We start from the raw sequence: 12,349 nt of genomic DNA on the forward strand, positions 1-12,349 counted from the left end.
AGTCAAATTGTCAGACGAGTTTGCAATCAAAAAAGTAAAAGGAATGGAAATAATAGATTCTAGAGGAAACAGAACAATTAGAACATTTGTAACCATAGAGAAAGGAATATCATCATTTGGTGACGCACCAGCTGGAGCCTCAAAAGGAAGCAGAGAAGCCTTAGAATTAAGAGATAGTAAAGGTAGTGTAAAGCCAGCAGTAGACGCTGTAAATAATTACATAAGTACAGCACTTTCAGGCTTAGATGTAAGAAGACAAAGGGAGATAGATCTTACAATGATAAAACTAGATGGTACAGAAAATAAATCAAAACTTGGAGCTAATGCTATGATTTCTACATCTATAGCTATAGCAAAGACTGCAGCATTAGGATTAGGAATGGATATTTTCAACTACATAGGAGGAGGAAGATCACATAGTATACCTATACCACTACTTAATATTCTAAATGGTGGATTGCATGCTGGTAATTCTCTAAAAATCCAAGAATTTCTAATAATTCCTGTGAATTTTGACAAATTCAGTGAAGCCTTATTCGCTGCTTTAGACGTTTATAAAACATTAAAAAATCTAATTACTGAAAGATTCGGAAAAATATATACTGCATTAGGAGATGAAGGAGGAGTAGCTCCACCATTAGAAAAAACTGAAGATGCGTTAGACTTAGTTTATACAGCAATTAAAAATTCTGGTTATGAAGATAAAATATTTCTAGGAATGGATGCTGCAGCCTCTGATTTTTACGTCGATGGAGAGTATGAAATAGATGGAAGCAAAAAATCCCCAGATGACATGATAGAATATTATGCTAACCTTGCAAATCAATATCCAATTATATACTTGGAAGACCCATTTGATGAAAACGATTTTAAGAGATTTTCCATTTTACAAAGCAAACTAAAGAATACAATAGTTACTGGGGACGATTTATATACTACTAACGTAAAATATCTTAAAAAAGGAATAGAAGAAAAGTCTACTAAGGGAGTAATAGTTAAACCTAATCAAATAGGTACTCTAACGGAAACTTTTCAATTCTTCGATTTAGCTAGAGAAAATTCTATAAAAACAATAATAAGTCATAGAAGTGGAGAAACAGAAGATAACTTCATAGCAGATCTTGCAGTAGCATTAAATAGTGACTTTATAAAAACAGGAGCTCCAGCCCGTGGAGAAAGAACATCAAAATACAATAGACTTCTAGAAATAGAAAATAACTATTGCCTTGAATATAAAAATAAATTATAATATTTTTATGGTAAAAATATCCCTATCATAATTAGTACAATAGATAGTACCACAAGAAATAGTATAAATTGCTTTACTGACATGTTAGGAACTGCCTTAGCTAACTTAAACATTCCATAAGCAAACGCTGATATGATTACTATAAATCCTATAATCAGACCAACAACTATCAGTATATCTGAAACTGATGATACTGAGAAATTTATATGTCCTAATACTTTAGATGTTTCATTAACAAATTGCGATAATGTCATCACTAATATCATTCAAGTCAAACTTTATTTATAGTTATTTCCGTAATATTTATGCAAGCCGATGATGAAGGTTAAAAGCGCTTATACGTGATGACAAAAGGTATCTGAGGAGCCTTAATCCTTTTAAATATTTCTTTAGAACAGAGTTAGTTTGAGGAGTAATACTCATGATATCAGCTGAAGATTTAACAAAATATATTGGCCAAAAAGTAAAGGATCCTTATGGCCGAGATTTTGGATATATTGTGCATGTATACAGTGAAGTTGATGGTTCAATAACTGGAATAGAAATAGCACAAGGTAATACATTCAGCACTATTGATCCTTCAAGAATAAAAATTGATGGAGACGGGATTATAATTCTGGCTGATTGGAAAGCCTCAGCTATTAAAACCTTATCGCTAATGGAAAAAATAAGAAAAAGACAAAGAGCATTAGAAGAATTATATTCCAAGCAAGAAATCCCTAAATCTACATATGATGAAATGAAAAGAAAATTAGATACTGAAATGGTAAAAATAAGAGATGATTACATAAAAATAAAAAACAAACTTAAGGAAAGGCTAAATGAAGTTGAGGATCAATTAGCTCAAATTGATAAAGCAATGATAGCAGTAAAAATGAGTTATATATCAGCAGAAATGTCAGAAAATTCATATAAAAATTCTATTGAAGTATTAAGACAAGCTAAAGATGGATACATGTCAGAGAAGGACGATATAAGAAAAACATTAGATAAATTAGACTTATTAGATAAAGAAGGAATTGATTTAAAAACACCAACCCCAATAGGTAATACTTCAGAACAATCTAGTAAGGGTGATCAGAACAAATCGGACATACCAATGCCAATACCGGTAAAGGTAATAAATACTTTATAACAAGTTAGTGAAATAGGATGTTTGGAAAGTTACCATTCTTTTCTCACTTTAATTCTGATAAAAAAAGGAAGAATCAGCAGGCTAATATAACTGAAATATCCATAAAATTAAAAGATCAACAAACAAAATTGGACGAATCTTTGCATAGGTTAAAGGAAAGAGACAAGGACTTGTTTTCTAGAGTAGTAAGAGCTCAAATAGAAGGAGATTCCGCTAGAGCTACAATATATGCGCAAGAGATATCTGACATAAGGAAAATGATGAAAATAATATATACAGCATATCTAGCAATTGAAAAGGTAAGACTAAAACTAGATACAGTAAAAGAATTAGAAGGAGTATCATTAGTGCTATTTCCAGTAGCTAAAATTCTTGGAGAAATGAAAGAACAAATAAAAGGAATAGCCCCAGATGTTGCATTAGCCTTTGATTCTATAGCTAGTAGTGTTAATAGTATAGCAATTGAAACTGGAGCAATAAACGATAAATCTATAGTTCCTGCTGTAATAGATGAGCAAGCTAAAAAAATATTAGATGAAGCGCAAAAAACTGCAGAAGTAAAAATAAAAGAAATGTTACCTGATTTACCCCACCCGCCTAATACCGTAAATACCACACAGATTAACGTCAATAATTCTCCAAGAAAGACATTAAGCGAGAGAGAACTTTTAGACTACATTAATAGTACAGGTGGATTCTTAGACGTAGAACATATTACTAAAATTTATGGAATAGATAAGTCTGAAGTATTCTCGCTACTAAGAGAAATGGCTAATAAAGGTCTTATAAGTTTAGAGGCTTGAAACTTATGAGTGCTCCAATATTGTTAGAAGAAATGGCAAGAAAATACGCTATAACTGCAGTAAAAGCTGATAAGGAAGGTAAAAGAGATGATGCTATAACATATTATAAAAAAGCAATAGAAGTTCTTGCCCAATTAATTTCATTATATCCAGACTCTGCTACTAGAGACGCATATGAACAAATGATTCAAGAGTACAAGAAAAGGATAGCTACATTAGAAAAACTTTTACCAGAAACGCCAACAGAATCAACTAACGAAGAGCCTAATGAAGATCTAATAATGAAAGAGAAACCAAAGGTCAAATTCTCTGATGTCGTAGGATTAAAAGACGTAAAAGAGGCATTAAAAGAATCAATAGTATATCCTTCTAAAAGACCTGACCTATTTCCATTAGGCTGGCCTAGAGGTATACTATTATATGCCCCCCCTGGATGTGGAAAAACTATGATAGCTGCTGCTGTTGCAAACGAAATAGATTCCTACTTTATTCATGTAGATGCTGCATCTATAATGTCTAAATGGTTAGGAGAAGCAGAAAAAAATGTAGCCAAGATATTTAATACTGCTAGAGAATATTCCAAAAAAGATCATAAACCTGCGATAATATTTATAGATGAATTAGATGCGTTATTAGGAGCATATACGACAGAAGTAGGAGGAGAAGCAAGAGTTAGAAATCAGTTCTTAAAAGAAATGGATGGAATAGCAGATAAGAATGAAAATCAAATGGTATACGTTATAGGCGCAACAAATAAACCTTGGAGATTAGACGAACCTTTTCTAAGAAGATTCCAGAAGAGAATTTATATTAAACTTCCAGATGAAGAACAAAGAGTCGAGCTATTTAGGTATTACACTTCAAAAGTAAAGCTAGATAATGTAAGCCTTCAAGAATTAGCTAAATTAACTGAGGGATATACAGCTAGCGACATTAGAGACATTGTACAAGCTGCACATATGAAAGTAGTAAAAGAAATGTTTGAAAAGAATTTAAATGAACCTAGAGCAATAACTATTGATGACTTCAAAGATGTGATAAATTCTAGAAAGCCTAGTGTTAATCAAGAAATGCTTAAGACTTATGAAATTTGGACAGAAAAGTTTAAGGCACTGTAACTCAGATACCCCAGATAATGCCTCACCATTCAGCTGGCATGTCTTACATCATCTAAACTATATTTTATCATATCATTTATTAATTTACCCGTAGATTTTTTACCTCTTATCATCTTTATTATAGTTTTATCATCATAACCAGTTCTTTCTCTCCAGATCTTTACTGCCTCATTTAGCCTATTCATAGCCTCATTATGGTATTTACAAAATCCATTTTCCGTAGATTCTAACTCGCACAACTTACACTTAGTATATTTTATAATATTCAGTCCTTTCGATATTTTTTCTCCCACTATATTTTTTCTTGTAGCAAATAACGAAATGTATGAAGATATTCTTTTCTTGCTTTCTTCTATTACTTCCTCTTTTTTTATTTTACCAAATATTATATTATTTAATTTTTCTTCTATTTCTGCAGTCATCTTAACATCGGTAAGTTCATTAAAATAATCTTTAAGAACTTCAGCTATAATTATGCCTAATTTTGTAGGATAAATATATCCTCTCCTATTTTCTACATACTTTCTTTGAAATAATGTTTCTATTATTTTACCTCTTGTTGCTTCTGTTCCAATCTTTGATTCCTCCATCCATTTTAATAAAGAAACTCTACTTAACCTAGGATTTGGTTTCGTATCTAACATAGAAGGAGATATACTATCTATATCTATTTTATCTCCTTCATTAACGTTAACTAAATCTTCAGATTCTATGTTTCTGTACGGATATATTTCTAACCAGCCACGATTTATTAACTTTTGTATCTGTAAAGTAAGCTCTATATCATTAGTTATAAATTTTAAATATATTTTTTGTTTATCTAATATTGCATCAGTCGATACAGAAGCTAAAAATCTTCTTACAATTAAGTCATAAACTTCGCTTTCCTCTTTATTTAGACTTTTCTTAGGAATAACGCCAGTAGGGTATATTGCTGGATGGGCTGGATCATCCTTTGTACCTTGTCTTACTATATAATGCCTACTAGTAAGTTCATTAAGTTTGTTTACAAGGGCTTTAAAGTGAGTATAAAGGTTATTTATTATCTCTGCAATATTTACTGTTGAAGGTATTTTTTGACTATTAGTTCTAGGATAACTTATTAATCCATCTAGATAAAGATTCTCTGCAATTCTTTCTACTTTATAAGGAGATAATTTATACAGCCTACCTGCTTCTAGCTGTAAATCGCCTAAATTAAAAGGAGGTGGTCTAATTATTTTTTCTTTAAATTCTGACACGTTCCTAACAATCAATTTATCTTTCTTTAATTTTTCAGCAAATGCTTTAGCCAACTGAAATGAAGAAAATTCCTTATCATAAAAGATTGAAAATTTTTTTCCATTAATCGATATATTTATTTTAACTTTAAAATATGGAATAGGAATAAACATATCTCGACTTAGACTGCTCTCAATAACATGAATCAAAGTAGGACTTTGAACTCTACCAGCACTCAAAATTATTTGCTTTTTAGATACTTCTTTAGTGGCTAGCATTAACGCTCTACTTATATTTATACCCCATATCCAATCTACTACGTGTCTGGCTATTCCTGCCTCTACCATATTAATATCTAAAGGTTGCAATGAATGGAAAGCTTGCAAAATCTCAGTCTTAGTTAAAGAAGAGTATTTCATCCTTTTGGTTCTTTTAATATCACCAAAATTTTTGATTATCATATATCCTATTACAGATCCTTCAATATCATAATCGCATGCATTAATATATTCAACAGCGTTTTTACATAACTTACTTAGTAGAAAATAGTATCTTTTTGTAAAATATGACTTCTTATCTATTTCCCATAAAGGCTTCCACTCAACATCAAAGACTGGAAAACCAGACTTTCCTGAAAGGTTAAAAATATGGCCAACTGCAGATGCAACTACAATATTCTTATAACCTTCCCTTACTATCCAGTAATTAGTATTATAATATTTACAAGTCTTATAAGAAGAAAAAGCTTCTACTATCTTTTTTGCAGCTTTAGGTTTTTCTGCTATTATTAAAATATAATTATTAGGCATGCAAGAAATTTACAATACCCTCCTAACTTCCTAAAATTTCTTTTACTGATACTAATTCTACTTTGCCATTAGGGAACCTTCTTCTTATTGTAATAGGTAGTAATCCTCTTTTTAGCTCTTCTTCTGCTATAGAAATAGAATTTAACTGGTCAGAAGCTAAAGTGGTAGTATCTATTAATGGAACTGCTCCCATTGCTAATTGAAGCGCTCTTGCACTAACTATTCTAGCAATCTCGTAAATAGTTAGTCTTTTTTTCCAAGCTTCAACGAAATTAACGTTCAGCTTGCTTATAACATCTAAATCAGACATGCTAGGAAGTATTAAAGAAAGAGAAAATAAAATTACTTACCAAATAACTTCGTTTCTTAAGAAGTCTGGTAATTTACATTCATCTGGTACTTTTTCGTTTATATCTTGCTTAAATATATCAGACAAAGCTATAGTTAATCTACTCATAGCTCTGTCATCTACTACACCTAAAATGCCTATTCTTACTATTTTCTCTTTTAGCTCTCCCATTCCTCCAGAAATCTCTATGCCTCTCTCTTTTAAGGCCGAAATTAAATTCTTTGGAGTTATTGGAGGTATTCCTGCAACCACTGTATTGGAAAAATTACTTTCATCTCCAAATACCGAGAATCCTATCTTACTTACTACTTGTCTTAAAAATTTAGAACAAGCTTCATGCCTTTTCCATCTCTTCTCTATTCCTTCTAATTTTAGTAATTCTGCTGCTCTTAGCGAGGCATAAAATGCCCCAGTAGATGGAGTAAAAGGTGTTTCATTCTTATCCTGAAACTTTAGCGCTAACTTTAGATTTAAGTAATTTGGAATATCTTCATTTAAATTTTCAACTCCTTCATCAGAAAGAGCAACAAACCCCATTCCTGGAACTGATGCTAATGCTTTTTGACTTCCAGTAGCTACAGCATCAATTTTCCACGAATTAACATCAATTTTGTATGCTGCAAAACCTGATACTGAATCAACTAAAAATTTTTTACCTGAACCTTTTACTATTTTAGATACTTCTTCCAAATTTCTAAATGCTATTCCAGTACTAGTCTCATTATGAACTAAAGCAACTGAATCTGCATCTTTATTTTCTTCAACTATCTTTTTAACTTCCTCAATAGAGAATCCTTCCCCAAATTTTTTAGAATATGCAATAATATCCGTTTCTCTTCTTTTGATAGAATCGAGAAGTCTATTACTAAATTCTCCATAGGTTAAAACTATTACCTTTTCTTGCTTCTTAAGTAAAGAAAATACCATAGATTCTACAGCTAGAGTACCTGAACCAGTTAGTAGAGCAGTTCTCTCTGAATTAAAATGTTCAGACATTAATTCTTCTAGATTTTTTACTACTTGTCTAAATTCATCGGATCTATGATTAACAACCTTAGTGGCTGCAAATGCTACGCTTTGAGGTACATTTACTGGACCAGGTATTAGCATCATAAATTAACACCAAGTTCTTTAATAGCATTAATAAGATTCTCGGTAGTAGTAACAGCTACTCTATATTGGGCTTCTTTTGTTTGAGCTCCTATATGTGTAGTTATTGTAACTCTTTCATGTTTTAATAATTCAAATTCCCATTCTTCCTTTGGTGGTTCATGCCAAAATACATCAGCTGCGTATGAGAAGACTTTTCCAGACTTTATATATTTTAATAATGCTTGACCATCTATAGCTACTGCTCTGCTTGTATTTACAATCATAACATTATCTTTCATTAATTCGAACATTTTTTCATCAAGTATAGGCTTTGCATTTTTAGAAACTGTCACATGAACAGAAATTACGTCCGATTGTTTTACTAAATCCTCCAAAGATACTTGCTGTATTCCTAATTTATTAGCTCTTTCACTTACATCTATTACATCATATGCCAATACATTCATACCCATTGCTTTTGCAATTATTCCTAACTTTGTACCTATTCTACCAAATCCAATTATGCCTAATGTTTTTCCTGCTAATTCTAATCCTTCTAATTTTTTGAATATGCCAGACTTAGCTAAACTCATAGATGTATACATTTTTCTTGCTCCTGCAATCATTAATCCTAAAGTTATTTCTACAGCAGAATCTGTAGATGCGCCTGGTGCATAAACTATCTTTATACCTTTTTGTTCTGCAGCATCAGTATCAATATTGTCTAAGCCTATTCCAGCTCTTGCTATTATCTTAAGTCTAGTAGCTTTTTCTATTGTTTCTTTATCTACTTTAGTTCTGCTTCTTACTACTATGGCATCATAATTCTGAATTATCTTTAATAGATCTTGTTTATTAATTTCTGGTTGATAATCTACATTCAGACCTTTTTGCTTTAGAGTATTTAGCATTACGTCTGCTACTGGGTCAGTTATTAATATTTTAAAATCTTCTTTAGATAGAGAAGCATACTTTACAGTTGTTTCCATCTTAGTTCACCTTTCTTAAAATTAGTTACCATGATGATGAAGTTGAACATACGGAACAATAATAAGAAGAAAATATAATAATAGATGTATACAATGCCTTTTTGGTATTTTTCAAGCTCTTTATAGCATCCATCTTTAACTCATATATAAAACATTTCTCTGGTTTATATACTTTTATTCACTTTACTAACTTATTAGTCTCCTTATACCATATAAACAAATCAAGTAACCCGACTGGAAAATTTAAAGATTGTGAAATGCTTTTCATTACTGATTCAACATATAAATATTTACTTTTAGTAAAACTTCCTTGTATAGAAAAATAATTAGACATAAATTTTAGAATATGCCTATCTAGAATAGCTAAATCAAAATAACCTACATTTCTTAGAAAATGGCTTGCCTCCTTCATGCCTATTCCTTCTATTTCTAATAGTTTTTCTCTAGCTTCATATTGATCTTTCTCAGCTATAGGAAATATCGTTTTCTTTAAACTACCATAATATTTTCTTGCTTTAATAATATATTTTGCTTTAATCCTATAAAATCTATATCCTGAAAAATTAAGCTTTTTTGAAAGTTCATATTCATCTATATTAAAAATATCATCATATATTTGATTTAATGCGATATATGCATTTATAAATGAGGAATTGGAAGTAAGTATACACAAAATCAGTTCTCTAAACCATACATCTTCTCCAGAGTTTTTATTAAGTTTAAACTCTTCTGCTCTTTCTAGAACTTTTGCTCTTAATCTTACGTTTCTTATGAGTTCTCTTAGCATGTTTAGTAGCTTTCTTCTTTTGTTTGCTTTTAGGTTTTTCTAATTGCTTAACAATAGTAGGTTTTACATCTTTAATATCAGCTGATGTTACTATCTTTGAACCATTATCTGTATCAACAATTATGAATGGAGTCTTATCGTTAAGGTCAACATTTAGTCCTAGTATATAATTGTCCGAATTAACATTAATATAGTTCATTTTTACACTATCTTGACTTAATTCTACTGGCAATCCTAGCCTATAAATTTTTACAGGAAAAGGAAATTTATAAGCGCAAGATACATTAGAGTTAACTATTTTTCCGTCTTTAGTGCTTACGACTATTACAGAACCATCTACTACTAGATCATCTAAAGATTTATCATAATCTTTCTCTTCTTCTTTCTCTTTTTTTAATGCAACGAGAGATAATCCATCGACATTAATAGTCTCTGGCTTATAATACTCTATTCTAGCTTTCATAGCCATAATATATTAAGCCTTCAAAGCTATTAAATTCTAGCACTAAAACTCAAGGTAACACTAGAAGAAAAAAATATATACGTTATGAAGTATGATTCTAAAGGGATTATAATGAGTATAAGAATCAAGGGAAGTAATGCATATGGTCATGTTGGTTGGTTTGAAGTCTATTGCAGAATATGCAATAGGAAATTAAAGATAGGAACAGATATAGTTTACAAATGCCCAAAATGTGAAAAGAAATATAAAGCGTACTTCTGTGAAGCTGATAAAAGGACATTAAAGGGTAAATGCCCATATTGTGGATCTGAATTGGTACCAGTATTATGATAAAGCATTTTTTGATTGAAAACCAATATCAAGTTGCGTATATTCCAAAAGATAATATTCTAATTGCTGAATTTTCACTTCAAATAAATAACGAAAAATTAAATAACTTATCTGGTTACATAGACTTTAATTTAGATTCAGAATACGGAAAGATAATAAAAGTAGAAATTTGTAAAACTAAAATTTCTACATTTTTATGTACTGCAATAATTGAATTAAAGAAAGAAATATCTGACGAAAATGAATTAAAGAAAATTTATGAAGTTCTAAAGGAATTATTAACTAGTGTTATATGAATATTATTTTGTTTTAACATTGAGGATATCTTATTTAAATTAGATGTTAATTCTTCGGCATCTTCACTCTGTATCTTTATATTAAGTTGAAATCTAGCATTAGCAGAATCTTGAAGAAGATAAACAGTTATTAGTCCAGCTTTTGATATAGAGCAAATATACGAGGCTCCTATTCGTAAAGGACTACAAATCTCAGATAATACATTTTCCATCAAGTAAAATGTATCCTTTATTTTAATCGAATCTTCTAACACTTGAAGAGTAACTTCAAACATTTTATCACTTCAAATTTACCTTTTTTACTGGTATTTTAAGTGAATCTAAAACCACTTTTACTTTCTCATAGAAAGATCCATCTCCATTTACTCTTTTTATTTTTAATTTCCTATAGTTTAACTCTAATACTATATTATTATCTTTTATGACAAGAATTTTACCATTTATTCTGTTATAAATATTTTTTATAAATCGCAAATATATAAATAATCCTTTATCAACATCTATAACTTTAGCATCCCCAATATTATAAATAGGTTTTACCTGCCTTCCACCTGACTTCACTTCAATGACCTTCGAATCTTTAATTTCAAAAAGTAAACTCCTTATGGCATGCTTTCCAGATTTACTTTTTGAATTATCAATGTATAACATTACCATTTTTTATCGCCTCTATAGATTCCTTAATCCCTTCTAAATCTAATTTATCTTCAAGAAAAGCGTCTACAAGAATTCCACTTTTAAAGAACGATTTAAGAGCAGATTTTCTTAACGATGGAGAGAGTTTAATATAGGTCTCTAAAAGTTTTCTTTGAATATTTATTCTATATTCCAATTTATGTAATTTAGATGATAAATGTTCATTAAAGTCTTTCCCTTTATATATTGCCTCAAATGCTACTTCTGCAGAAATAGCTGATGGCCTTATTCCCTCTCCACTCATAGGAAATACTAATCCTCTTGCCTCCCCTATTTTGAAATTTTTTTCCTTTACTTCTCCTATAGATATTGGAGCTCCTCTTAAATCTAGAAGCTCATAATTAGTATATCTTTCTTTAATATAATTCAATAATAATTCTCTAGAATTCTTATTTTCCAGAAATCCAGCTCCTATATTATAGACACCTTCTTCATCAGGAAATATCCAATAAAAACCTGTATATTTGGAATTAAATTCTAAGATAGCTTCGTCCTCAAAGTTATTTACTTTAATCATTGCCCTACTTGTATAGACTACATTCCTATCCATATCATAAGGACCCTTAGCATCAATTACCATATCAAAATCGGCTAACTTAGGCTTCACATTTCCTATAACTTGATTAACTTTACTTCTCATTGAATTTATCCATTCAGATTTATCTATAGTCAACCATTTACTAGATCTATATCTTACATCATAAATCCTTTCTCCATCTAGATAAAATGCAAAGTTTTTAATATTATATTTTACATTCCATTTAACAGGAGATTCATATATTTTAGGCACTATATCTCCACATGGTTTAAAATATTTTTCTTTAATATCAAACAAAGTAACATTATATCCATGATTGTGAAGTAGATAAGATAATAAGGCTCCGCTTACTCCTCCACCTAAAACAGCTATATTGTTCATATAATCATAAAAAGAAAAGTATAAAATATTCTTTATTCCATCTTCTTTTACAAGGTTTTAAAGGTGGTAAGTTATTGTTAACTCAAGATTATA

General features: G+C 30.2%; 16 protein-coding genes. 6 read left to right on the forward strand and 10 right to left on the reverse strand.

The window, feature by feature from the left end; translation table 11 throughout:
- Positions 1 to 7: 7 nt before the first annotated feature.
- The gene (eno, locus tag B6F84_RS11125) at positions 8 to 1,249 is read left to right on the forward strand and encodes a phosphopyruvate hydratase (RefSeq protein ID WP_148692301.1); all 1,242 of its coding nucleotides are present in this window, start codon (positions 8 to 10) and stop codon (positions 1,247 to 1,249) included.
- Between the two features lie 5 nt (positions 1,250 to 1,254).
- On the opposite strand, the gene B6F84_RS11130 is transcribed toward eno, so the two are convergent.
- Entirely contained in the window at positions 1,255 to 1,503 is a 249-nt protein-coding gene (locus B6F84_RS11130; protein WP_148692910.1) for a hypothetical protein, read from the reverse strand.
- 167 nt (positions 1,504 to 1,670) lie between these two features.
- On the opposite strand from B6F84_RS11130, the gene cdvA reads away from it, so the two are divergent.
- From cdvA to cdvC, 3 genes are read left to right on the forward strand one after another with little or no spacing between them, the layout of a single operon-like run.
- Positions 1,671 to 2,384 (forward strand): cell division protein CdvA, encoded by a 714-nt coding sequence (cdvA, locus tag B6F84_RS11135; protein WP_148692302.1) that lies wholly within the window; start codon positions 1,671 to 1,673, stop codon positions 2,382 to 2,384.
- 17 nt (positions 2,385 to 2,401) lie between these two features.
- Complete coding sequence (cdvB, locus tag B6F84_RS11140) at positions 2,402 to 3,187, forward strand: cell division protein CdvB (protein WP_148692303.1); 786 nt, start codon at positions 2,402 to 2,404, stop codon at positions 3,185 to 3,187.
- A 5-nt stretch (positions 3,188 to 3,192) separates the two neighbouring features.
- Entirely contained in the window at positions 3,193 to 4,305 is a 1,113-nt protein-coding gene (cdvC, locus tag B6F84_RS11145) for a cell division protein CdvC (protein ID WP_148692304.1), read from the forward strand.
- A 29-nt stretch (positions 4,306 to 4,334) separates the two neighbouring features.
- On the opposite strand, the gene B6F84_RS11150 is transcribed toward cdvC, so the two are convergent.
- The 6 genes from B6F84_RS11150 to B6F84_RS11175 form a co-directional block, all read right to left on the reverse strand.
- Positions 4,335 to 6,335: a DNA topoisomerase I gene (locus tag B6F84_RS11150; RefSeq protein WP_148692305.1), complete on the reverse strand. Its 2,001-nt coding sequence runs from the start codon at positions 6,333 to 6,335 to the stop codon at positions 4,335 to 4,337.
- A 22-nt stretch (positions 6,336 to 6,357) separates the two neighbouring features.
- Positions 6,358 to 6,645 carry a DNA-directed RNA polymerase subunit K gene (locus tag B6F84_RS11155; RefSeq protein ID WP_148692306.1) on the reverse strand — a complete coding sequence of 96 codons (288 nt, stop codon included), beginning with the start codon at positions 6,643 to 6,645 and terminating at the stop codon, positions 6,358 to 6,360.
- A 36-nt stretch (positions 6,646 to 6,681) separates the two neighbouring features.
- Complete coding sequence (locus tag B6F84_RS11160) at positions 6,682 to 7,797, reverse strand: pyridoxal-phosphate-dependent aminotransferase family protein (protein ID WP_148692307.1); 1,116 nt, start codon at positions 7,795 to 7,797, stop codon at positions 6,682 to 6,684.
- On the reverse strand, positions 7,794 to 8,765 hold the full coding sequence (locus tag B6F84_RS11165) for a D-2-hydroxyacid dehydrogenase (RefSeq protein WP_148692308.1): 972 nt from the start codon (positions 8,763 to 8,765) through the stop codon (positions 7,794 to 7,796). The genes B6F84_RS11160 and B6F84_RS11165 overlap by 4 nt, the downstream gene beginning before the upstream one ends.
- Positions 8,766 to 8,943: 178 nt before the next feature.
- Positions 8,944 to 9,552, reverse strand: coding sequence for an N-glycosylase/DNA lyase (locus tag B6F84_RS11170; protein WP_148692309.1), 609 nt, complete (start codon positions 9,550 to 9,552; stop codon positions 8,944 to 8,946).
- The gene (locus B6F84_RS11175; protein ID WP_148692310.1) at positions 9,485 to 10,015 is read right to left on the reverse strand and encodes a hypothetical protein; all 531 of its coding nucleotides are present in this window, start codon (positions 10,013 to 10,015) and stop codon (positions 9,485 to 9,487) included. The genes B6F84_RS11170 and B6F84_RS11175 overlap by 68 nt, the downstream gene beginning before the upstream one ends.
- Before the next feature lie 111 nt (positions 10,016 to 10,126).
- On the opposite strand from B6F84_RS11175, the gene B6F84_RS11180 reads away from it, so the two are divergent.
- Together B6F84_RS11180 and B6F84_RS11185 are read left to right on the forward strand one after the other, a co-directional pair.
- The gene (locus B6F84_RS11180; RefSeq protein WP_148692311.1) at positions 10,127 to 10,345 is read left to right on the forward strand and encodes a hypothetical protein; all 219 of its coding nucleotides are present in this window, start codon (positions 10,127 to 10,129) and stop codon (positions 10,343 to 10,345) included.
- Positions 10,342 to 10,641 carry a hypothetical protein gene (locus B6F84_RS11185; RefSeq protein ID WP_148692312.1) on the forward strand — a complete coding sequence of 100 codons (300 nt, stop codon included), beginning with the start codon at positions 10,342 to 10,344 and terminating at the stop codon, positions 10,639 to 10,641. Before B6F84_RS11180 ends, B6F84_RS11185 begins: the two co-directional genes overlap by 4 nt.
- Here the strand turns inward: B6F84_RS11185 and B6F84_RS11190 are convergent.
- Genes B6F84_RS11190 through B6F84_RS11200 form a run of 3 tightly spaced genes read right to left on the reverse strand, consistent with a single transcriptional unit; the run spans position 10,602 to position 12,256 of the window.
- Positions 10,602 to 10,916, reverse strand: coding sequence for a hypothetical protein (locus B6F84_RS11190; protein ID WP_148692313.1), 315 nt, complete (start codon positions 10,914 to 10,916; stop codon positions 10,602 to 10,604). The genes B6F84_RS11185 and B6F84_RS11190 overlap by 40 nt on opposite strands.
- Positions 10,917 to 10,920: 4 nt before the next feature.
- Complete coding sequence (locus tag B6F84_RS11195; protein WP_236748951.1) at positions 10,921 to 11,292, reverse strand: hypothetical protein; 372 nt, start codon at positions 11,290 to 11,292, stop codon at positions 10,921 to 10,923.
- Positions 11,279 to 12,256, reverse strand: coding sequence for a geranylgeranyl reductase family protein (locus B6F84_RS11200; protein WP_148692315.1), 978 nt, complete (start codon positions 12,254 to 12,256; stop codon positions 11,279 to 11,281). Before B6F84_RS11200 ends, B6F84_RS11195 begins: the two co-directional genes overlap by 14 nt.
- Between the last annotated feature and the right edge of the window lie 93 nt (positions 12,257 to 12,349).

Source organism: Acidianus manzaensis, assembly GCF_002116695.1.
GTDB classification, from domain to species: domain Archaea; phylum Thermoproteota; class Thermoprotei_A; order Sulfolobales; family Sulfolobaceae; genus Acidianus; species Acidianus manzaensis.

Excerpts from the sequence above, each read along its gene's own strand:
- B6F84_RS11170 (WP_148692309.1), bottom strand. The coding sequence starts at position 9,552 with ATGCTAAGAGAACTCATAAGAAACGTAAGATTAAGAGCAAAAGTTCTA.
- cdvB (WP_148692303.1), top strand. The coding sequence starts at position 2,402 with ATGTTTGGAAAGTTACCATTCTTTTCTCACTTTAATTCTGATAAAAAA.
- B6F84_RS11130 (WP_148692910.1), bottom strand. The coding sequence starts at position 1,503 with ATGACATTATCGCAATTTGTTAATGAAACATCTAAAGTATTAGGACAT.
- B6F84_RS11160 (WP_148692307.1), bottom strand. The coding sequence starts at position 7,797 with ATGATGCTAATACCTGGTCCAGTAAATGTACCTCAAAGCGTAGCATTT.
- B6F84_RS11185 (WP_148692312.1), top strand. The coding sequence starts at position 10,342 with ATGATAAAGCATTTTTTGATTGAAAACCAATATCAAGTTGCGTATATT.
- B6F84_RS11195 (WP_236748951.1), bottom strand. The coding sequence starts at position 11,292 with ATGTTATACATTGATAATTCAAAAAGTAAATCTGGAAAGCATGCCATA.
- B6F84_RS11200 (WP_148692315.1), bottom strand. The coding sequence starts at position 12,256 with ATGAACAATATAGCTGTTTTAGGTGGAGGAGTAAGCGGAGCCTTATTA.
- cdvC (WP_148692304.1), top strand. The coding sequence starts at position 3,193 with ATGAGTGCTCCAATATTGTTAGAAGAAATGGCAAGAAAATACGCTATA.
- B6F84_RS11165 (WP_148692308.1), bottom strand. The coding sequence starts at position 8,765 with ATGGAAACAACTGTAAAGTATGCTTCTCTATCTAAAGAAGATTTTAAA.
- B6F84_RS11190 (WP_148692313.1), bottom strand. The coding sequence starts at position 10,916 with ATGTTTGAAGTTACTCTTCAAGTGTTAGAAGATTCGATTAAAATAAAG.
- cdvA (WP_148692302.1), top strand. The coding sequence starts at position 1,671 with ATGATATCAGCTGAAGATTTAACAAAATATATTGGCCAAAAAGTAAAG.
- B6F84_RS11155 (WP_148692306.1), bottom strand. The coding sequence starts at position 6,645 with ATGTCTGATTTAGATGTTATAAGCAAGCTGAACGTTAATTTCGTTGAA.
- B6F84_RS11175 (WP_148692310.1), bottom strand. The coding sequence starts at position 10,015 with ATGAAAGCTAGAATAGAGTATTATAAGCCAGAGACTATTAATGTCGAT.
- B6F84_RS11150 (WP_148692305.1), bottom strand. The coding sequence starts at position 6,335 with ATGCCTAATAATTATATTTTAATAATAGCAGAAAAACCTAAAGCTGCA.
- B6F84_RS11180 (WP_148692311.1), top strand. The coding sequence starts at position 10,127 with ATGAGTATAAGAATCAAGGGAAGTAATGCATATGGTCATGTTGGTTGG.